General features: G+C 64.9%; 18 protein-coding genes and 1 riboswitch. Of the genes, 8 read left to right on the top strand and 10 right to left on the bottom strand.

All coding sequences use genetic code 11. The annotated features are described in order from the left end of the window. The first annotated feature begins 196 nt into the window (after window positions 1–196). The 3 genes from BCV67_RS12550 to BCV67_RS12540 all read left to right on the top strand — a co-directional run bounded on the left by BCV67_RS12550 (window position 197) and on the right by BCV67_RS12540 (window position 1,561). Window positions 197–550 (top strand): phasin family protein, encoded by a 354-nt coding sequence (locus tag BCV67_RS12550; RefSeq protein ID WP_062171805.1) that lies wholly within the window; start codon window positions 197–199, stop codon window positions 548–550. Window positions 551–722: 172 nt separating this feature from the next. Further along, window positions 723–1,205, top strand: a complete 483-nt coding sequence (locus BCV67_RS12545; protein ID WP_062169524.1) for a GAF domain-containing protein — start codon at window positions 723–725, stop codon at window positions 1,203–1,205. Continuing rightward, window positions 1,202–1,561: a TfoX/Sxy family protein gene (locus BCV67_RS12540; RefSeq protein WP_062169526.1), complete on the top strand. Its 360-nt coding sequence runs from the start codon at window positions 1,202–1,204 to the stop codon at window positions 1,559–1,561. Before BCV67_RS12545 ends, BCV67_RS12540 begins: the two co-directional genes overlap by 4 nt. A gap of 396 nt (window positions 1,562–1,957) precedes the next feature. On the opposite strand, the gene cobS is transcribed toward BCV67_RS12540, so the two are convergent. Genes cobS through cobT form a run of 3 tightly spaced genes read right to left on the bottom strand, consistent with a single transcriptional unit; the run spans window position 1,958 to window position 4,349 of the window. Then, complete coding sequence (gene cobS / locus BCV67_RS12535; protein ID WP_065868119.1) at window positions 1,958–2,698, bottom strand: adenosylcobinamide-GDP ribazoletransferase; 741 nt, start codon at window positions 2,696–2,698, stop codon at window positions 1,958–1,960. Further along, complete coding sequence (locus BCV67_RS12530) at window positions 2,695–3,282, bottom strand: histidine phosphatase family protein (RefSeq protein WP_062169528.1); 588 nt, start codon at window positions 3,280–3,282, stop codon at window positions 2,695–2,697. The genes cobS and BCV67_RS12530 overlap by 4 nt, the downstream gene beginning before the upstream one ends. Then, window positions 3,279–4,349 (bottom strand): nicotinate-nucleotide--dimethylbenzimidazole phosphoribosyltransferase, encoded by a 1,071-nt coding sequence (cobT, locus tag BCV67_RS12525; protein WP_062169530.1) that lies wholly within the window; start codon window positions 4,347–4,349, stop codon window positions 3,279–3,281. The genes BCV67_RS12530 and cobT overlap by 4 nt, the downstream gene beginning before the upstream one ends. 419 nt (window positions 4,350–4,768) lie before the next feature. Beyond that, a riboswitch (cobalamin riboswitch) is annotated at window positions 4,769–5,004 on the top strand. A gap of 115 nt (window positions 5,005–5,119) precedes the next feature. Between cobT and btuB the strand changes: the two genes are divergently transcribed. Next, window positions 5,120–6,991: a TonB-dependent vitamin B12 receptor gene (gene btuB / locus BCV67_RS12520; RefSeq protein WP_172837742.1), complete on the top strand. Its 1,872-nt coding sequence runs from the start codon at window positions 5,120–5,122 to the stop codon at window positions 6,989–6,991. Window positions 6,992–7,614: 623 nt separating this feature from the next. Beyond that, window positions 7,615–8,325 carry an AraC family transcriptional regulator gene (locus BCV67_RS12515; RefSeq protein WP_062169532.1) on the top strand — a complete coding sequence of 237 codons (711 nt, stop codon included), beginning with the start codon at window positions 7,615–7,617 and terminating at the stop codon, window positions 8,323–8,325. Between the two features lie 710 nt (window positions 8,326–9,035). Here BCV67_RS12515 and gph read toward each other — a convergent pair. Both gph and dinB read right to left on the bottom strand, forming a co-directional pair. After that, window positions 9,036–9,686 carry a phosphoglycolate phosphatase gene (gene gph, locus BCV67_RS12510; protein ID WP_062169534.1) on the bottom strand — a complete coding sequence of 217 codons (651 nt, stop codon included), beginning with the start codon at window positions 9,684–9,686 and terminating at the stop codon, window positions 9,036–9,038. A gap of 63 nt (window positions 9,687–9,749) precedes the next feature. Next, window positions 9,750–10,835, bottom strand: a complete 1,086-nt coding sequence (gene dinB, locus BCV67_RS12505) for a DNA polymerase IV (RefSeq protein WP_062169536.1) — start codon at window positions 10,833–10,835, stop codon at window positions 9,750–9,752. 209 nt (window positions 10,836–11,044) lie between these two features. On the opposite strand from dinB, the gene fabA reads away from it, so the two are divergent. After that, window positions 11,045–11,560, top strand: a complete 516-nt coding sequence (gene fabA / locus BCV67_RS12500) for a 3-hydroxyacyl-[acyl-carrier-protein] dehydratase FabA (RefSeq protein ID WP_057627977.1) — start codon at window positions 11,045–11,047, stop codon at window positions 11,558–11,560. Next, window positions 11,560–12,768, top strand: a complete 1,209-nt coding sequence (gene fabB, locus BCV67_RS12495; RefSeq protein WP_062169538.1) for a beta-ketoacyl-ACP synthase I — start codon at window positions 11,560–11,562, stop codon at window positions 12,766–12,768. The genes fabA and fabB overlap by 1 nt, the downstream gene beginning before the upstream one ends. Before the next feature lie 397 nt (window positions 12,769–13,165). Here fabB and BCV67_RS12490 read toward each other — a convergent pair whose 3' ends face one another. After that, window positions 13,166–14,131: a helix-turn-helix transcriptional regulator gene (locus BCV67_RS12490; protein ID WP_062169540.1), complete on the bottom strand. Its 966-nt coding sequence runs from the start codon at window positions 14,129–14,131 to the stop codon at window positions 13,166–13,168. A gap of 154 nt (window positions 14,132–14,285) precedes the next feature. Here BCV67_RS12490 and BCV67_RS12485 point away from each other — a divergent pair, with 154 nt between their 5' ends. Next, window positions 14,286–15,062, top strand: coding sequence for a DUF481 domain-containing protein (locus BCV67_RS12485; RefSeq protein ID WP_062169543.1), 777 nt, complete (start codon window positions 14,286–14,288; stop codon window positions 15,060–15,062). A gap of 371 nt (window positions 15,063–15,433) precedes the next feature. Here BCV67_RS12485 and hemC read toward each other — a convergent pair whose 3' ends face one another. From hemC to mdoH, 4 genes are all read right to left on the bottom strand, one after another. Beyond that, entirely contained in the window at window positions 15,434–16,342 is a 909-nt protein-coding gene (gene hemC, locus BCV67_RS12480; protein WP_062169544.1) for a hydroxymethylbilane synthase, read from the bottom strand. 31 nt (window positions 16,343–16,373) lie between these two features. After that, window positions 16,374–17,141: a LytR/AlgR family response regulator transcription factor gene (locus BCV67_RS12475; RefSeq protein ID WP_172837741.1), complete on the bottom strand. Its 768-nt coding sequence runs from the start codon at window positions 17,139–17,141 to the stop codon at window positions 16,374–16,376. A 65-nt stretch (window positions 17,142–17,206) separates the two neighbouring features. Next, window positions 17,207–17,872: an alpha/beta hydrolase gene (locus BCV67_RS12470; protein WP_062169548.1), complete on the bottom strand. Its 666-nt coding sequence runs from the start codon at window positions 17,870–17,872 to the stop codon at window positions 17,207–17,209. Window positions 17,873–18,416: 544 nt separating this feature from the next. Then, window positions 18,417–20,330: a glucans biosynthesis glucosyltransferase MdoH gene (gene mdoH, locus BCV67_RS12465; protein WP_062169550.1), complete on the bottom strand. Its 1,914-nt coding sequence runs from the start codon at window positions 20,328–20,330 to the stop codon at window positions 18,417–18,419. Between the last annotated feature and the right edge of the window lie 582 nt (window positions 20,331–20,912).

The following is a 20,912-nucleotide window of genomic DNA, read 5'->3' as shown; positions in this document are numbered from 1 at the left end:
CCCTCCCCTTGCCTGCGGCAAAGGGAGGGAGCCGTAGTGCCGAGCCATGCTCGGCAGAGGCTTTCCCGATAAGGCTCCAGCCGAGCATGGCTCGGCTCTACAGAGAAGCGAGATACTGAACCGTTCACTATTGAATGTTGCACTGCGCAAAATCCACGCTATGCTGCAACGCAACACGCCCAGCTGGATTGCACCGATGTCCGCTCAGTTCAACGACTTCAGCAGCTATACCCAGCAGCTCACCGCTGCCGCCAACCGTGCCAACCGGCTTGCGCTGGAGAATGCGGAAAGCGTGTTCGGGGTGCAGTTGCGTGCGTTCGAGCGCAATACCACCGCGGCAGCCGGGTTCTTGGGCGAACTGGCGCAGGCCGGCGCGCAGGCGGATCTGCAGGCGCTGCTGCCCAAGGGAATGCAGCTGGCGCGCGACAGCATGGAACGGCTGGCCAGCGCCAACCAGGAAGTGGTCGGGCTCAGCCTGAAAACCAGCGCAGCGCTGGGCGCACTCGCCAGCCAACCGTTTGCCGCCAAGGCCGAACGCAAGGCCCGCTGATACCCCTACAACAGCATTTGCGCGGTCCCTCCCCCGCGCAATCCGGACCCGGCAGCTCCCTCCCGCTGCCGGGTCTTTTTTTGCCCGCGATCCAGCATTCCATTGGCGATGGCTGCGTTTGCCGGCAGCCGCTGGCAGAATCGCGGGTCACGCAGCGGCTAGACTCTCAACGATGTTCAGTACCGACACACTCACCGGCAGCAAGCCGGAACAGTACGCCCAGCTGCTGGCCCAGGCCCGCGCACTGGTTTATGGCGAAGCCGACCGGATTGCCAATGCCGCCAACCTGTCGGCGCTGGTCTACCACGCGCTGCCAGAGCTCAACTGGGTGGGTTTCTACTTCTACGACGGCAAGGAACTGGTGGTTGGTCCGTTCCAGGGCCTGCCGGCCTGTGTGCGCATTCCCCTCTCCAAGGGCGTATGCGGTGCCGCGGCCAGTAGCCGCCAGACCCAGCGCATCGACGACGTGGATGCCTTCCCCGGGCATATCGCCTGCGACTCGGCCTCGCGCTCGGAACTGGTGGTGCCGCTGGTGCACAACGGCGAACTGATCGGCATGCTGGATATCGACAGCCCGGTGCTCGCGCGCTTTGACGCCGATGATCAACTTGGCCTGGAAGCCATCGCCCAGGTATTTGTCGAGGCGCTGCAATGAGCGCGCCCAAGCTGCGCAATATCGGCCCCAAGAGTGCAGCCTGGCTGCGTCAGGTCGGTTTGCGCAGCGAGCAGGATCTGAGCGCGATCGGCCCGGTCGCGGCGTTCATGAAAGTTCGTCGCGCCGGCTTCAAGCCCAGCCTCAACCTGCTGTATTCGCTGGAAGGTGCACTGCTCGGCTGTCATTGGCAGGAAATCCCCGAAGCGCGCCGCCAGCAACTGGTTGCCGAGTACGAAATCGCAGTTGCCGGATTGCCCACCTTACGCGCCGGGCAACTGGCCGGCCCGGTGCACGAAACGCATATGCAGCCTGATGCCGACGAAGAAGAGACCCGCGAGATTCGCTTCGAGGAGTGAAGCCTCGTAGGCTGTTGTGGGAGCGGCGTCAGCCGCGAGGCTGGCCATCCATCAGATCGCACAGTCGTTGCCGCTGTTAGTTCACCTTGCGCGGCGCCGGCGGCAACTGTGGCTTCGCGGCTTACGCCGCTCCTACAAGTACCGGATGTTCTTTTGTAGGAGCGGCGTCAGCCGCGAAACTGGCTATCCATCAGATCACACAGCAGTTGCTGCTGGTGGTTCGCCATGCGCGGCACCGGTAGCAACTATGGCTTCGCGGCTTACGCCGCTCCCACACCTACCGGGTTTTCTTTTGTAGCGGCATCAGCCGCGAGGCTGGCCATCCAGCAGATCGCACGGTAATTGCTGCGGGTAGTTCGCCATGCGCGGCGCCGGCAGCAACTGTGGCTTCGCGGCTTACGCCGCTCCTACAACATTTGCTGCTATCACCAGGGCCAGCAGTAACACTGTTTCAGTGACTTCGACGCTGGCACCCAGGCCGTCGCCGGAGATGCCTCCGAGTTTGCGCTTCCACCACAGCGCCACCAGCGGCACCAGCAACAACGCCAGCAGCAACGGCCAGGCAACAAACACGCTGATCGCCGCCAGCAGCAACGCCCACAGCCACATCACCGCAGGACGCAGCTGCCAGGAAAAACGCTCGCCAAGGCCATCGCCATGCAGCGACGGTATCCGTTGGCTCCACCACAAGGTGCCCCAGCGCGCCCAGGCCGGCACCAGCACGATCCCGAACCACAATGGGCTTACCGCCAGTTCGGTCAACAGCACAAACTTGAGCAGCAACTGCATGATCAGCGTGACCACGCCGAACACGCCCATATGCGGGTCCTTGAGCACTTCCAGGAAGCGCTGCGGGTTGCGATGCGCCGCACCGAAGGCATCGGCCACATCGCCCAAGCCATCCAGATGCAAGGCGCCGGTCACCCATACCCACATCAGCAGGGTCAAGGCGCCGGCCAACCATGGCCGCTCAGCCAAGCCATACAGCGGCAGCGCCAGCAATACGCCGATGATGGCGCCGACCAAGGGGTAGTACACCGCCGACCTGCTCAGATCCTGCTGACGGAAATCGCGCACCTGCGGCGTGGGCAGCCGGGTCAGGAACTGGATGGCAAGGATCAGTCGGCGCACGCTCATGGCTGTCGCAACTCCAGCAGTTCGCCCCACAGCAGGCCGTCTTCGCCACGTTCAACGCGCAGCCGCACGCGCGTGCCGTAATCAATGCGCATCGCCCACAACGACGACAAAGCCATGCCACAAACGCGCGACACCACCAGCCGCAGCACGCCGGCGTGGCTGACCACCAATACCGGCTGGCCGTCGCCATCATCTTCGTCCACCAGGCGGTGCAGTTGTTCTTCCACGCGTGCCTGGAACTGCTGCCAGGATTCGCCATTGGGCGGCACCACGTCATGCGGCTCGCTGTAGAACCCGGCCAACTGCTCGGCGGGAAGTTCATCGAAATGCAGGCCGTCCCAATCGCCGAAATCGAGCTCGGCCCAATCCGGATGGATCTCGCAGAACTGGTTGCTGCCGGCCACCAGCGCATGCGCGGTATCCAGCGCGCGACGGCGCGGCGAGCTGATCACCCGGCTCCAGCCGATACCGGCATGGCAGCGGTACAAGGCATCCATCGCACCGTCGACCAAGGGCGGATCGGTACGCCCGTCCAGGTGGCCGGCGCGCCCGGTGGACGCATGCCGCAGCAGATCAAGAATCATGCGTTGCCATCGCGATCGGCGACGGCCGCTTCGGCAAACGTCGCCATGCTGTTGTGCAGGGCACAGGCCATGCGTACCAGCGGCAATGCCAGCGCCGCGCCGGAGCCTTCGCCCAGCCGCAGGTCCAATGCCAGCAACGGCTGCGCCTGCAGCGCCTCAAGCAAGCGGATGTGACCCCGCTCGGCCGATTGATGCGAGAACAGCAGCCATGGCCGCAGGCTGGGATTGATGCGCACTGCCGCCAGCGCAGCGGCAGAGACGATGAAGCCATCCACCAGCACCGGAACCCGGCGTTGCGCGGCGGCGATCATCGCCGCGCTGATCGCGGCGATCTCAAGACCGCCCACGCGCTGCAGTGCCTCCAGGCCCGGCGACTGCGCGGCGGTGATCGCCTCGCCATGCAGGCTCAGCGCGCGGGCGATCAGGTTCTTCTTCTGCACCATGCGCACCGCATCCAGACCGGTGCCGGCACCGACCAGTTCTTCCAGCGGCAGCGGGCCGAGCACCGCAGCCAAGGCACTTGCGGCAGTGGTATTGCCAATGCCCATCTCACCGAACACCAGCAGGTCCGCACCGTCGGCGCAGGCCACTTCCACCGCGCGGCGGCCGGCATCGAATGCGGCGTCCAGGTCGTCGGCGGACATTGCCGGCCCGGCACTGAAATCGTCGGTGCCGTAACGCGTCTTGGCACTGACCACACCGGCAATGGCCGAGGTAGCGCGGCTGCCCACATCCCAGACGTGCAACGGCAGGCCCAGTTCGCGCGCCAGCACCGCGATGGCGGCGCCACCGCCGGCAAAGTTGTGCAGCATCTGCACCGTCACTTCCGCCGGATAGGCCGAAACCCCCTGCGCGGTGACACCGTGGTCGCCAGCGAACACCACCACCGGTACGCGTTGCGCCCCCGGCTGATCCACGCCTTGCAGCGCTGCCAGTTCAACGGCCAATGTCTCCAAGCGGCCCAAGGCGCCTTCCGGCTTGGTCAGCTGGCGCTGGCGGGCCAGCGCACGCTGCCGGTATTCCTGCGAAGGCTGCCCGCAGGCCTGCCCGTACCATGTTTCTGTCACGACACTTCCGATACTGCGTTTGCAGCCCGCATTCTAGCCATTCGGCAGGCATTACCGCCCATTGGTGTTGCCGGTTGGCGGCACAGGCGCGAACGGAACGTAGCCCGGATAAGCGCAGCGCACCCGGGGAAATCGGCATCGAGCGTTGCTGCAAGCTGCGGCACCCTGCACTTCCCGGGTGCGCTGGCGCTTACCCGGGCTACCTTGGGCATGGTGCGCTACCGCCACACTGGCGCGAACAGGAACGTAGCCCGGGTAAGCGCAGCGCACCCGGGGAAATCGGCGTCGAGCGTTGCTGCAAGCTGCGGCACCCTGCAGTTCCCGGGTGCGCTGGCGCTTACCCGGGCTACCTTGGGTTTGGTTCGCTGCCGCCGCGCTGTCGTGAACAGCCATTCCGGCAGGGCTGCCGGCAATGGCATAGAATGCGCGCACTTTCGGGTGACCGACCGGCATTGCCGGCCGGTTGAAACGGGAAGCCGGTGCCGCGCACTGCTGGATCTCCAGCATGTCGCCATTCCGGCGCTGCCCCCGCAACGGTAAGCAGGACAAGTCCAGACATGGCGCCACTGTGCACGGCACGGGAAGGCGTCTGGACGGAAGCAGCAAGGCTGCTTCGCCTGCGAGTCCGGAGACCGGCCCGAAAGCCGACTGGTTGCGATGCGGAGGGCATGGCGGCGGCTGTAGCGCCGTGTGCGCCGCCTCCGTCTTCTCCCTCCTCTGGCAGCCTTCCCCATCCGCCTGCGCGGGAGCGTGCAGGCTCAGGAGCTTCCATGAAACTGTCTTACCACACCCTTTCCCTCGCCCTTGCCCTGGCGCTGCCAGGCGTTGCCGCTGCGCAGAACGCACCGACCGAGCTGGACGACGTCACGGTTACCGCCACCCGCACCCCGATCTCCATCGAGAACAGCGTGGTGCCGGTGCAGGTCATCGACCGTGCACAGATCGACCGCAGCCAGGCCAACTCGCTGCAGGAACTGCTGCGCGGCCGCGCTGGCCTGGATTTCGCCAACCAGGGCGGCACCGGCAAGATCACCTCGCTGTTCCTGCGTGGCAGCAACTCCAACCAGGTGCTGGTGCTGGTGGACGGCGTGCGCGTGGCGTCGGCCACCAATGGCATGGCCGCACTGCAGGACCTGCCGGTTGACCAGATCGAACGCGTGGAAATCGTGCGCGGCCCGCGTTCGAGCCTGTACGGCTCCGAGGCCATTGGCGGCGTGATCCAGATCTTCACCCGCACTGCCGGCCAGGGCCTGCAGCAGAACCTGGCGATCACCGCCGGCAGCAACAACCTGCGCCAGGTCAGCGCCGGCTTCAGCAACCGCGGTGAGCGCGGCTGGATTTCGGCCCAGGGCGGCTACCAGAAGACCGACGGCATCAACGCCTGCCGTGGCACCGCCGCTGGCTGGGGCGCGGGCTGCTTCGCCGATGAGCCGGACCGCGATGGCTACCGCAACACCTCGATCAACGTGCGCGGCGGCTATGCGCTGACCGACACGCTGAGCCTGGAAGGCCACGTGCTCAATGCCGACAGCTTCAACGAATACGACGGCAGCATCTTTGGCGGCAACGAAGCCGACAACCGCCAGCAGGTCTACGGTGCCAAGCTCGCCTGGACCGCTTCGGATGCCTTCCGCCTGACTGCCCAGGTTGGCCGCAACCGCGACGAAGCCGACAACTACTTCGCCGATGCCGACGCCGGCACCCGCAGCTTCGCCAGCGCCTTCGACACCCGCCGCGACACCGCCAGCGTGCAGGGCGATTTCAGCTTCGCCGAAGGCCAGCAGATCACCGCCGGTGCCGATTGGCAGAACGACAAGGTCACCAGCTCCACCGCCTTCGACATCGACCAGCGCGACAACCTGGGCGTGTTTGCCGAGTACCAGGGCCAGTTCGGCGCGCACACGCTGCAGGCCAGCGTGCGCAACGACGACAACGAGCAGTTCGGCAACCACACCACTGGCAGCCTGGGTTATGGCTTTGCCTTCGGCAATGGCCTGCGCCTGACCGCCAGCGCCGGCACCGGCTTCAAGGCGCCGACCTTCAACGACCTGTACTACCCGGGCTTCAGCAACCCGAATCTGAAGCCGGAAGAATCCAAGAGCCTGAACCTGGGCATCGCGCAGTACGCCGACAACTGGAACTGGACCTTCAACGCCTACGAAACCCGCGTCGACCAGCTGATCGGCTACGACAGCAACTTCGACCTGGTCAACGTCGCCGAAGCGCGCATCCGTGGCGCCGAGCTGACCGGCTTTGTTTCGCTGGCCGGTTTTGACATCAACGCCCAGGCCAGCTTCACCGACCCGCGCGACCACACCTCCGGTGCCGCCAGCTACGACAATCTGCTGGCCCGCCGCGCACGCACCAGCGGCCGCATCGACGTGGACAAGAGCTTCGGCCCGCTGCGTCTTGGTATTACCGCCGCTGGCAGTGGCCACCGCTTCGACAACGCCGCCAACACCGTTCGCCTGGCCGGCTACGGCACCATGGACGTGCGCGTTGAATACGCCATCAACGATGCCTGGAGCCTGCAGGCCAAGGCCGCCAACGTGTTCGACCGCGACTACGAAACCGTTGCCTGGTACAACCAGCCGGGCCGCGAGTACCAGCTGACCCTGCGTTACAACAGCAAGGCCAACTGAGCCGGCAAGGCGGCGTCCACCACGCCGCCTTCGCTACGCTGAAAAGAACTGGGCCGACGGTCATGCCGTCGGCCCAGTGCGTTTGCATCCGCGGTGGAGCGTTACAGCTTCAAGCGCACACCCAAGTTGAAGACGGGCCCAACGCGGTGGCCGCGCAATCATGCTGATGGATTCGCAGTTTTCCGCCTCGAGGCGCGCAGGCGAAAGCGTGTCGCTACGCGTTATGAAGGCCCGCAATCGACGCCGCAGGCGTTCGGTGCCTGCGTGGCAAACGGGTCGGGATCTTTCCCCGCAAACGGACGGATTGGTGCTGCCTTCGCGACATTGAAATCCGCCGAATGGAACCGTCAGCTATCGATTGCAGCTGCTCCCCGACGCGACAGCGCTTGCACCGCCTGCGAACATTGGCGGGTGAAAATATCGCCCAACCAATTGATTTGTATAGTCAAAATAAAGCGAAATCTATTTTGACCGGACATTTCGATGCCCCATGATCCGCTGCTTCGGCCGCGCCCCGCTAGGCATTTGTTCGCCCCCACGATGCGGATTTGAGCACAGTTATTTTGCTTGAGAGGACACCGTCGAGATGGCAGGGTGTGCGCTCTGCAACGGAGAGCACAGCCATGGCTGTCACCCTGTCGCCCCAGGTGCTGGTGCGCATGTTTGATCCATTACCCGACGTGGTTTTCTTCATCAAGGACACCGAGTGCCGGTATACCCACGTCAACCAGACCTTGATGCAGCGGCTTGCCAAGAAGAGCCGCGAGGAAATCGTCGGCAAAAGCGTGCTGCAGCTCTACCCGGCGCATCTGGCCGCACGCTATATCCAGCAGGATCAACGCGTGCTCGGTGGTGAAGTCATCGAGGATCTGCTCGAACTGCAGCTGTACGCCAACCGCAGCCCCGGCTGGTGCCTGACGCTGAAGCAGCCATTGGTGGAAGACAACCGCATCGTCGGTCTGATCGGCATCTCCCGCGATCTGGGTCAGCCTGACCGCGAGCACTCCTCGTTCCAGCGGCTGCTCGACACGGTGGAATACATGCAGGCGCACTTCCACGAACCGCTGCGGGTACGCACGCTTGCCGGCAAGAGCGGCGTGTCGGTGGCGCAGCTGGAACGCCTGTTCAAGAAAGTCTTCCAGCTCACCCCGCAGCAGCTGCTCACCAAGTTCCGGATCGACGCAGCCACGCGCATGTTGTTCACCGAATCGAGCATTGCCGGCGTCGGCCAGGCTTGTGGGTTTTCCGATCAGAGCGCGTTCTCGCGTCAGTTCAAGAACACCGTGGGCATGACCCCGCGCGATTACCGCGCACTGGCGCAGACGCCGCGCTAGCGGGGGCGGATCAGCATCCTCCACAGCAGGATTGCGCGTAACCCAAGATAGCTTCGCGGCTGATGCCGCTCCCACAAGCGGAACAGCGCTGCGTCCTGTAGGAGCGGCATCAGCCGCGAAGCGGGTGGATCATCCGATTGCAGATATTTCCGTTGCGTCATTACTGTCGGCTTCGCGGCTTACGCCGCTCCTACAAGCCGGGTGTTCCTGCGCCCTGTGGGAGCGGCGTCAGCCGCGAAGCTGATGGATCATCCGATTGCGGATATTCCCGTTGCGTCATTACTGCCGGTTTCGCGGCTTACGCCGCTCCTACAAGCTGGGTATTCCTGCGCCCTGTGGGAGCGGCGTCAGCCGCGAAGCTGATGGATCATCCGATTGCGGACATTTTCGTTGCGTCATTACTGCCGGCTTCGCGGCTGACGCCGCTCCTACAAGCCGGGTATTCCTGCGTCCTGTGGGAGCGGCGTCAGCCGCGAAGCGGGTGGATCATCCGATTGCGGATATTTTCGTTGCGTCATTACTGCCGGCTTCGCGGCTTACGCCGCTCCTACAAGCCGGGTATTCCTGCGCCCTGTGGGAGCGGCATCAGCCGCGAAGCTGATGGATCATCCGATTGCGCATATTCCCGTTGCGTCATTACTGCCGGCTTCGCGGCTTACGCCGCTCCCACCAGCAGGGTGCTTCTGCACTGGCCGCGCCTTCACCCTTCATCAGGGCACGATCGCCAGCAGCTCGCGCATATCGTCGATGACTGCCACTGCATCGACGGCGTCCAGATCCAGGTCGCGAAGATAGCCATAGCGCACCAGCACGATCGGCATGCCGGCATTATTGGCCGCGCCCAGATCGGTGCCTGAATCACCCACCATCAGGCAATTCCCCGCCGGCTGCTGCAACAGCGCCGCCACATGCAGCAACGGCTCTGCTGCGGGCTTGCGCTGCGGCAATGAATCACCACCGATGATGTGGGCGAAAAATTCCGCTATTCCAAGGTGCTGCAACAACGGCAATACGAGCGCCGATGGTTTGTTGGTGCAGATGGCCATCGGCAGGCCGCGCGCCTGCAATGCAGCCAGGGTTTCGCCAACACCGTCATAAAGACGCGGGCTGCGCAGCAGGCATGCGGTGTAATGACGCATGAAAACCGGCATCACCGCATCCAGCACCAATGCACTGTTGGCATGCGCCAATGCGGTGGTCATCAGCTTGCGCACGCCCTCGCCTATCCAGCTGCGCACCGTCGCCTCCGATACGCGCGGCAACGCCAGCTCTTGCAACGTGAGGTTCACTGCCTCGGCGATATCACCCGCGCTGTCTACCAGCGTGCCATCCAAATCGAACACCAGGGCCTTGATCGCCACGCATCCACACTCCCGACAATGAAGCTTGGATTGTAGCGGCGCGGGCCCGCGCAAAGGATGTGCTCAGCCTGCCACTGTGCTGCGGAACAGATCCCCCTGCACCACACTTTCTTCGCGATCACGGAAGCCGGCCAGGCCCACGCCGACCAGGCGATAACGCGTATCGCCCGGCAGCTGCACGCGCTGGCACAAGGCCAGGGCGATATCGCGCAGCTCCTCGACCGAGCTGGGCGGCGTATCCGGTGTATAGCTGCGGGTAAGGATACGGAACTGCGCCGTCTTCAACTTCAGCACCACGGTATGGCCGATGCGCTCGGTGCGGCCGGTTGCACGCCAGGTGCGTTCTGCCAACTGGGTGATTGCCTCGTCGAACTCGCCCATGTGCAGGTCTTCGGCAAACGTGTCTTCCGAGGAAATCGACTGCACCGGTTGGTCCGGCTCCACCGGCCGATCATCGATACCGCGTGCGCGCCGGTACAGGCCACCACCAAAACTGCCGAACAAGGCCTGCAACTGCTCAAGCGGCAGCGCGCGCAGATCACCCACGGTGACGATGCCCAGGGCCGACAACTTGCCTTCCATCACCTTGCCCACGCCCGGCACCCGCTTGACCGGCAAGGGCGTCAGGAACTGCTCGACCCGCGACGGCGGCACCACGAACTGGCCATCGGGCTTGCGCCAGTCCGAGGCCACCTTGGCCAGGAACTTGTTCGGTGCGATGCCGGCCGAGGCGGTCAGGCCGGTGGTCTCGCGGATCTGGGCACGGATGGTGCGGGCGATCTCGGTGGCGATCCCGCCACAGCTGGGCGAGTCACTTACATCCAGGTAGGCCTCATCCAGCGACAGCGGCTCCACCAGCGGCGTGTGGCCCAGGAAGATCTCGCGGATCTGCCGTGATACCGCCTTGTAGCGGGCAAAGTCCGGCGGCACGAACACCGCATCCGGGCACAGCCGCTCGGCCCGCAGCGCCGGCATCGCCGAGCGTATCCCGAACTTGCGCGCCTCATAGGAGGCCGCGCAGACCACCGAACGCGCCCCGCGCCAGGCCACCACCACCGGCCGTCCGCGCAAATCCGGGTCATCACGCTGCTCCACGGACGCGTAGAAGGCGTCCATGTCGACATGGATGATCTTGCGTTGTGGGCTCAAGGCAACAGTCCGAAAAGGTCGTCAACATGATAGCTGTTGTCGCTAAATGCACACTTGTCCTCACAAATGTACTTATTCATACCTCCCGTAACAGCCCGCGAACGGCGCTTATCTGCAGCTAACATACGCAACCGTCCAGTTAAAACATTTGATTGAACGGCAATGCTGCAGCATGCTCGGCGGCTCGCAAAGGCTTTGGATTACCCCGGATGACCCGTCTGCATGCTTTCTCGCGCGACCAGCTGCTGGCCAGCGCGCGTGGCGAACTTTTCGGCCCCAACAAAGGCCGCCTGCCCAACGACCCGATGCTGATGTTCGACCGCATCACCGAAATCCGCGAGGACGGTGGCGCACATGGCAAGGGCATGATCCGGGCCGAACTGGATATCCGTCCTGACCTGTGGTTCTTCGGCTGCCACTTCATTGGCGACCCGGTAATGCCCGGCTGCCTGGGCCTGGATGCCATGTGGCAGCTGACCGGCTTCTACCTGACCTGGCTGGGCGCCGAAGGCCGCGGCCGTGCGCTGGGCTGTGGCGAGGTCAAGTTCACCGGCCAGGTGCTGCCCAGCGCCAAGCTGGTGCAGTACGAAATCGATGTCTCGCGCGTGATCAACCGCAAGCTGGTGATGGCACAGACCGACGCCCGCATGCTGGTCGACGGCCGCGAGATCTATTCCGCCAAGGACCTGCGCGTAGGTCTGTTCACCTCAACCGAGAGCTTCTGATGCGTCGTGTCGTCATTACCGGCATGGGCATCACGTCCTGCCTTGGCAACGATCTGGATACCGTCTCCAGCGCCCTGCGTGACAGCCGCCCTGGCATTGTCGCCCTGCCCGACCACGCCGAAGCCGGCCTGCGCAGCCAGGTGGGCGGCAAGGTCGATATCGACCTGGACGCCCAGGTGGACCGCAAGCTCAAGCGCTTCATGAGCGATGCGGCCGCCTTCAGCTACGTCGCCATGCGTGACGCCATCGCCGATGCCGGCCTGGACGAGAGCCAGGTCAGCAATGTGCGCAGCGGGCTGATTGCCGGTTCCGGCGGCGGTTCCAGCGAATGGCAGGTGGAAGCGGCCGATCTGCTGCGCAACCGTGGTGTGCGCAAGGTGGGCCCGTACATGGTGCCGCGCACGATGTGCTCGACCGTGTCGGCCAACCTGGCTACCGCTTTCAGCATCAAGGGCCTGAGCTACTCACTGTCGGCCGCCTGCGCCACCTCGGCGCATTGCATCGGCGCGGCCGCCGACCTGATCCGCCATGGCGCCCAGGACGTGATGTTTGCCGGTGGCGGTGAAGACCTGCACTGGTCGATGAGCGTGATGTTCGACGCGATGGGTGCACTGTCGACCAGCTTCAACGAAACCCCGGCCACCGCCTCGCGTCCGTATGACGCCAACCGCGACGGCTTCGTCATTGCCGGCGGCGCCGGCATGCTGGTGCTGGAAGACTACGACCACGCCGTGGCCCGTGGCGCGCGCATCTATGCCGAGCTGGTTGGCTATGGCGTGACCTCCGACGGTGCCGACATGGTCGCCCCATCCGGCGAAGGCGCAGTGCGCTGCATGAAGATGGCGATGGAAGGCCTGGACCGACCGATCGACTATCTCAACACCCACGGCACCTCGACCCCGCTGGGCGACGTCACCGAATTGGGCGCGGTACGCCAGGTGTTTGGCGACGCCGTGCCGCCGCTGTCCTCGACCAAGGCGCTGTCGGGCCACTCGCTGGGCGCAGCCAGCGTGCACGAGGCGATCTACTGCCTGCTGATGATGCGTGATGGCTTCATGGCTGGCTCGGCCAACATCGAGACCCTGGACGAGCGCGTGGAAGGCTTCCCGATCCTGCGCAAGACCCAGGAAGCGAAGCTGGACACGGTGATGTCGAACAGCTTCGGGTTTGGTGGCACCAATGCGACGTTGATCTTCGCCCGGGTTTGATGGCGGAAAGTTTGATGGCGAAGTGATGTAAAGAAAACAGCCGCGAAAGCGGCTATTTTCTTTGGGGGCTTTGGCTTCTGCTTTGGCCTTGGCCTTGGCTTTGGCTTTGGCTTCTGCTTTGTGCTCTGCCTTGGCTTTGCTCTTGCCGTCCCCTCTCCCGTTTACGGGAGAGGGGTTGGGGTGAGGGGAAGCTTTGGCTTTGGCTTTGGCTTTGGCTTTGGCTTTGGATCCAGCTTTGGCCGTTGCTCTGCTGTTCCGCAAAACAACAGCACGGGCAACAGCAACAAGCAGGAGCTGCCCTCACCCCTACCCCTCTCCCGCAGGCGGGAGAGGGGAAAGCAGAGCATGAGCGAAGCAAAGCAACGCTAAAGCAACGCAAGGGCCAAACGAAGCTTGCTCAGTCGTAATTGCTCAAGGCCAGCGACAACAGCGCCTTGGCCTGCTCGCGCAAGGACTGCGGCTCCACGATCTCCGCATCCGAGCCGTAATGCAGCACGTCCATCAGCAGCTCGCGCGACACGCTGTACGGCAGCTTCAACTCGTAGCGCCCATCGGCAAGGAAGCGCCCCTGCTGCTTGGAATGCCAATGCTCATCAGCCACCCAACGCGCCGCCTTGGCACTGAACACAATGGTGGCCCAGCCCTTCGGCGCACCCGAGAAAATGCCATAGCTGGCCGCCAACTGCTCATCCAGCTCGCTGTCGGCAACATCACGCGCCGGCTGGTCCAGCAGGCGTGCCTGATGGATGCGGTCCACCGCAAAACTGCGTACCGCTTCGCGGTTGTGGTCCCAGGCGTCCAGATACCAGTTGTCGCGGTAATGGGTAATGCGCTGCGGCGATACCGTACGCCGTGTCGCCTCGTCCGTGGAGCGCGCGCGGTACTCGAACGACAGCTGCTTGCGCTCCAGCACCCCGGAGGCCACCGTGCGGAAACTGGCTTCGTCCAGCTTGCGGCCGCGGTGCGGAATCACCCGCACCCGCTCCACCGGCCAATGCGAGGCACCGGCCTGTGCCGCCAGCAATCCTTCAATACGCTGCTGCAGCGGCGCCAGCATCGACGAAAGCACCCCGCCGCCGGTACGCGACAGCAGGTGCTGCGATGCCAGCAAGGCATGCAGTTCCTCCGAGCTCAGCCACAAACCCGGCAGCTCGAAGCGGTCGCTTTCGCCGCTCTGGTAGCGGAAGCCGGCCTCGCCATCGCCCTCCACCGGCGCCATCAGCGCATCACGCAGGAAGGCCAGGTCGCGGTAGACCGTGGCACGGGAACAGCTCAACTCCTCCTGCAGCCGCATCACCGTGACCGGGTAGCGGGCGGACTTGAGCAGACGATGCAGCGCATTGATGCGTTCATAGCGGTCCATGCCCGGATTATGTCCGACTCCGGGCAGCAATGGAGCACGCCTGCGGCCCGTATAACCGCAAATGAAGCCCCGGCCCGCATCCGTCTGGGCATCAGGGGCCATCCGGTATCATCCAAATGCCACCCATTCCCGTTTCGCCCCTGGAGACCCCCCGATGTCCCTGCGTGTTTCCCTATTGCTGCCGTTGCTGCTCAGCGCCCCATTGGCCTGGGCCGACGACGCTTCCGAGCTGGCCGCCATGACCTCACCCTGGAGCGGCAGTGGCGGCGAACTGGGCTTTGCCTCGGCGCACGGCAATAGCACCACCGAAAGTTTCAACGGCCGCCTGAAGCTGCGCTACACCGACGATGACTGGATCCATTCCATGGACCTGTTCGGCCTGCGCTCCAGCGCTGAATACACCGAAACCGCCGACGACGGCAGCACCACCCGCAAGCGCCAGACCACTGCCAACCGGTACACCGGCAGCGCCGGCAGCGCCCTGCAGCTGGGCGAGCATCGCCAGCTCACTGCCACGGTGCGTTACGAAAGTGACGATTTCGCCACCTATGACCGTCAGGCCAGCTTCGGTCTGGGCTACGGTACCCGGCTGATCGATGGTGAGCGCCTGATCCTGGATACGCAGATCGGCCCCGGTGTGCGTCGCTCGCACAATGCCGACACCGACGAAGACCGCACCGGCCTGATCGGCCGTGGCCTGTTCGACCTGAAATACGCCCTCACCGAGAACACCGAACTGGTCAACTCGCTGCTGGTGGAATCCGGCTCGTACAACACCTTCGCGCAGAATGACTTCGGCGTATCGGTAAGCATGAACAAGCACTTCGCCCTGAAGGCCGGCTGGCAGGCCCGCCACAACAGCGACGTCGCCGAAGACAAGCGCAAGACCGACACCCTGACCACCATGAACGTGGTTTACAGCTTCAAGTGATGCCCGCGTTGGTTGTGCGGATGGGGTAGGCCTCGAAGCCAAAGCCAAAGCACCCCTCCCAACCCTCCCCTTGCCTACGGCAAAGGGAGGGCTCAGCTCCCTGCCGAGGTCCAGCACCGTAGTGCCGAGCCATGCTCGGCAGAGGCGTTACCGGCAAACCCGGAACAATCGGCATCGGTAGTGCAGCGCCATGCTTGGCAGGGGAACCCAGGAAAGGCCGGCAGTCGGTGTTGTGGGAGCGGCGTAAGCCGCGAAGCTGACCATGCGTGCGCGCCGATATGATCGGCGCCCATGGCGGAACCAGGAATTTGTGGCTTCGCGGCTTACGCCGCTCCTACAACAGCCCACAACAGCCAATATGGCCGCCAACCTCAGCGCAGCAGCTCGCCTGCGCCACCTTCCAACAGCAGCCTTGCCACTTCGCGACCCACGGCCTCCGGGTTGCTGGCCGGGCCCTGTGCCTGTGCGCGCACCACGCGGCCATCGGCCACGCCGCCGACCAGGCCCTGCAACCACAGCTCCTCGCCGCGCCACTGCGCCAGACCCGCTACCGGTACATGGCAGCTGCCATCCAGCGCGCGGTTCATGGCCCGCTCGGCTTCCACGCAGCTGCGCGTGGAGGCGTCATCCAGCCCCTTGAGCAGGTTGATGGTCGCTGTATCTTCGGCCCTGCATTCGATCGCCACCGCTGCCTGAGCCGGTGCCGGCAACCACTGCGGCGCGCGCAGGCGGTCACGGATACGCGCACCCAGGTCCAAGCGTTCCAGACCGGCGCAGGCCAGGATGATGGCGTCGTATTCGCCGGCATCCAGTTTGGCCAAGCGCGTATTGACGTTGCCGCGCAGGTCACGCGATTGCAGGTCCGGGCGCAGCGCGCGCAGCTGGGCCTGCCTGCGCAGTGACGAGGTGCCCACGCAGGCGCCCTGCGGCAGGCTTTCCAGCGAGGGATAGTGGTTGGATACGAAGGCGTCGGCGGAGTCGGCACGGGTCAGAATCGCCGGCAGTGCAAACGGCGGCTCCAGTTCCATCGGCACGTCCTTGAGCGAATGCACCGCGCAGTCGGCGTCGCCGCGCAGCATCGCCACTTCCAGCTCCTTCAGGAACAGGCCCTTGCCGCCAATGGCGGCCAGCGAACGGTCGAGGATTTCATCGCCGCGCGTGCTCATCGGCACAAGCGCCACCTGCAACCCCGGATGGGCGTGGCGCAGGCGGTCGGCAACGTGTTCGCTCTGCCACAGGGCAAGCGGGCTCTTTCGGGTGGCGATACGCAGGATGCTCATGCCGCCATTATCGCCGCTGCCAGCAGCCCGGTCACCGCCGTTCCAGTTCAGTCTTCAAACCCGCCACGCAGCGGCGGCTGATTTCCAGCGGCTGCGGGACGTCCCGCAGCACTGCCTGCACCTGCCCGGCCGACGTACGCCGCACCTCCTGCAGCCGATCGCGGGCAATCAGGCAATTGCGATGGATGCGGATGAAGCGCCCGGAAAACTCGTCTTCCAGCGAGCGCAGCGATTCCTCGATCAAATCCTCGCCGCGCAGATGGTGCACCACCACGTACTTCTCCTCGGCCTGCAGGTACAGGATGTCCTCCACCGGCACCAGCCGCAGGCTGCCACGCAGCCGCGCGCACAGCACCCGTCGTGCAGGAGTGGCCGCGGCCGGTGCCGCGCTGAGGCGGCCGGCGATGAAAGTGCGCGCACGCTCCAGCGCTGCGAGCAGGCGCTCGGCGCGCACCGGCTTCATCAGGTAGTCGATCGCCGCTGCCTCGAAGGCCGACAGGGCGTGCGCGTCATAGGCGGTGCAGAACACCACCGCCGGGCGCGGCTCGAAGCGGGCCAGGTGGCGCGCAACTTCAAGACCGTCCAGGCCCGGCATGGCGATGTCCAACAGCACCAGATCCGGCAGCGTCTGCGCGCAGACATCCAACGCATCATTGCCGTTGGCCGCCTCCCCCACCACGTTCACCTGCCCAAGCTCGGCCAACAGCGCGCGCAGGCGCTCGCGCGCCAACGGCTCGTCATCGGCAATCACTACCTTCACACACTTACCTCGCTCACGGCTCCCCAGTCGTGGCGACATGGTAGCCGGGTTCGGCGCGCGCCGCCGTCAACAAACCGGCAACTGCGCTGCAGCTCACAAACTGCTCAGGCCTGTGCGAAGCGGGCCTGCAGCCAGTCGCCGAGCGCGTGGATTTCCTCGTCGCAGACCTGGTGGGCCATCGGGTAACGCTGCCATTGCACGTCGAAGCCCAAGGTCTTCAGCACCTGCGCACTGTGCTCGGCAACCTGCAGCGGAATGACCGGATCGGCGCTGCCATGGGCCATGAACACCGGCTGCGCGGTCGCGCCTTCCACCAGCTGTGCCGCAGCGGCATCCACTTCCGGCAGATAGGTGGACAAGGCCACCAGCCCGGCCACCGGCTCGCTGCGCTTGAGCCCGGCCGACAGGATGATCGCCCCGCCCTGCGAGAACCCGGCCAGCACGATGCGGCTGGCGGGAATGCCGCGGGCCTGCTCGCGGGCGATCAACGCTTCAAGCTGCTGCACCGATTCGGCCACACCGGTTGCGTCGGCGCGGCTGCGGAAATCCATGCTGACGATGTCATACCACGCCCGCATCGGCATGCCGTTGTTGATGCTGACCGGGCGTTTGGGGGCATGCGGAAACACGAAGCGGATGGCAGGCCACTGCGGGCGCACCAGCTCGGGCACGATCGGCGCGAAGTCATGGCCATCGGCACCGAGCCCATGCAACCAGATCACCGACCATTCCGGCACCGCGCCGGTTTGCTGCTCCACTGTTTCCAGCATGTCTACAACTCCCAGGGACAAGCCGGGATTATGCCTGCCTGCTGCCGGGATCGCCGGATTCCGGAATATTGATTGTAGGAGCGGCGTTAGCCGCGAAGCTGATCGGGTGGCCGGTTGAAGCAAACCCGGCTGCATTGGTCAGGTTGCTGATTGGATGGCGGCCGCAGCACTGCCTGCTTCGCGGCTTATGCCGCTCCTACAAAATCACCGCAGATCCGGCTTCTTGTGGGAGCGGCGTCAGCCGCGAAGCTGGCTATGTGTCCGGTTGAAGCTAGGCAGGCTGCATTGGTCAGGTTGCTGATTGAATGAAGACCGCGGTGCTGCCGGCTTCGCGGCTTATGCCGCTCCTACAAAACCACCGCAGATCCGGATTCTTGTAGGAGCGGCGTTAGCCGCGAAGCTGGCTATGTGGCCGGTTGAAGCAAGGCCGGCTGCATTGGTCAGGTTGCTGATTGAATGGCGGCCGCAGTACCACCGGCTTCGCGGCTTACGCCGCTCCCACAAAACCACCGCAGATCCGGGGTCCTGTAGGAACGGCATCGCTTCAGTCCTGCAGCGGTTCTTTCAACGCGGCTGCCCGCAGCTCGGCGGCGCGCAGCAGCACGGCCGGGGGAGCGCTTTCTTCGGGTATGCACAGCAGGCCGTGCCGGCGCAGCCAGTCGCCGGCCTTGCGCGAGGAGGTCCATGCCACCACCGGTACCGCCAGCGCCATGCCGATCACCACCGGCGCCATCCAGGCCGCCAATGACGGCGACACCACGTAGGCGGCCACGCCCATCACCACGCCGAATACGCTCAGGCCGCCGTAACTGCGCAGCAGGTCGCGCACGGAAATGCTGCCGTCATCGCGCTGCTGTGCATCCCAGCCCGAGTCCTTGCCGGCCAGTACTTCGGCCACGCCGCGCGACTGCACGTACATCACCACCGGCGCCATCAAGGCTGCCAGTACGGTCTCCAGCAGCATCGAAACAAAAGCGCGCGCGGCACCGCCGCAGCCAATGCGCTCCTTGCGCGAAGTCAGCATCGCCACATAGCCCATCAGCTTGGGCGACAGCAACGCCACCATGGTCACCAGAAACACCCAGAACACGCCGTTCTGGTCCAGGCCGCGCCAGTAATGCACCGGCGAGATCTTCAGGTGCAGCTCCTGGGCCAGATCGATGCCGCCATGGATCAACGGAATGGCAATGCCGATCAGCATCAGCATCGCCCACATCGGCGCGGTGAAGTAGTGGCCGATACCAATCAGCATATGCACCCGGCTTACCCAGTGCAGGCCCGGCGTGGTGACCACCTTGGAATGCTGCAGGTTGCCCTGGCACCAGCGGCGGTCGCGGATCAGCAGGTCGGTCAGCGTGGGCGGGCCTTCTTCGTAGCTGCCATGCAGGTAGGGCACCATGTGCGCGGCCCAGCCACCACGGCGCATCAGCGCCGCCTCGACGAAGTCATGGCTCAGCACATGGCCGCCAAACGGCTTGCGCCCGGGCAGCTCCGGCAGGCCGGCCTGCTCGGCGAAGGCCTGGGTGCGGATCACCGCATTGTGGCCCCAGTAATTGCTTTCCGCGCCGTGCCACCAGGCCACGCCGTAGGCCATCACCGGCCCGTAGACGCGGCCACCAAACTGCTGCATGCGGGCGAATGCGGTGCGCCCGCCGACCACGGCCGGCAGCGACTGGATCAGGCCTACGCTGGGGTGGTTTTCCATCGCCGAGACCAGCCGCACGATCACGTCGCCGGTCATCAGGCTGTCGGCATCCAGGATCAGCATCTGCGGGTAGGCGCCACCAAAACGGCGCACCCAGTCGGCGATGTTGCCGGCCTTGCGCCCGACATTGCTGGCGCGGCGCCGGTAATACAGCCGCTCGGCACCGCCGGTGGCTTGCACCAGGCGCGCGAATACCTGCTCCTCGGCGCGGCCGATCGCATCGCGGGTGGTGTCGCTGAGCACGTAGAAATCGAAGTGCTCCAGCTGCCCGGTAGCCGCGACCGACTCGTAGATCGCCTGCAGGCCGGCCATCATCCGGCGCGGGTCTTCGTTGTAGGTGGGCATCAGCAAGGCGGTACGGCTGCGCAGCTGCGGCAGCGGGGTATCCGGGTAGATACCGAGCTTGCGGCGGCCGCGCAGCAGCGCCTGCAGGCCGGCCAGGCTGCTGACGAAGGACATCGCGATCCACGCGAACAGCAGCACGAACAGGCCCAGCAGGCAGCCTTCCAGCACATTGATGCCGCCGCTGGACAGCACCCGCGCCATCAGCCAGGTCGCCGCCAGCGTGGTCAGCGCGGTCGTGCCGAACACGTACAGGCGGCGCAGGCCGATGTTGGCCGGCGCGGTCTTCTGTCGGCGCACATGCAGGGAGCCGCTGCGCAGCGATTGCTCGGGCATCGGCAACGGGTGCTCGGCAGGCAGCACGGCGATACCGGCATCCAGACCGTTGCTGGTGGTGACACTGTTGCTCATTGATCGCCCCACTGCGGCATCTGCAGCCAGTCCTGGCGGCCCACCGTGCGGTACCGCTGTTTGCTTGCGTGTTGCACCTGAATTCCTTGATGGAGAAGCCGAGCAGCCGGGAAAACTAGAAGAACCAACCTAAACCTGCGGCAAACGAACCCTGCCTGTCGCGATGCGGGAGCCCCCTCGAACCACCTCGCTGTGGGCGGCAATTCTGCCCCCCCGGCCGTTCCTGGCCCTCTGCGGCACTGCCTTGATGGCAGTGTCGGCCATTGAATTATCCACCATCAAAACCGCAGGCACACCTCTGCCAGCCAGATTGGCGCGGTGACGGACCGCCCGGCCGCTGTGCCGGCGTGCCGCCCGCCCGGCACTGCAGCTGATGCAGAGGGCAGGTTTCCTTGCCCCTCACCTGCCCCCACCTGCCGCCAACCAGCGTGGCCACGGGGCGCTGGCCGACGCACATAAGCGATACAAACCCGATGGCAATGGCCTCCACCTCACAGCCCCGCGCGTACCCGGCAGGCCCTGCTCATCTGTCGCGAATGTGCGTGCTCGCCAAACACGCATATCCCCAACCCAGGCTAAATA

It is taken from the genome of Stenotrophomonas nitritireducens (genome assembly GCF_001700965.1).
Classification (GTDB): domain Bacteria; phylum Pseudomonadota; class Gammaproteobacteria; order Xanthomonadales; family Xanthomonadaceae; genus Stenotrophomonas; species Stenotrophomonas nitritireducens_A.
Note: the sequence above shows the minus strand (reverse complement) of the source record. Positions and strands in the feature narration are given on the sequence as shown.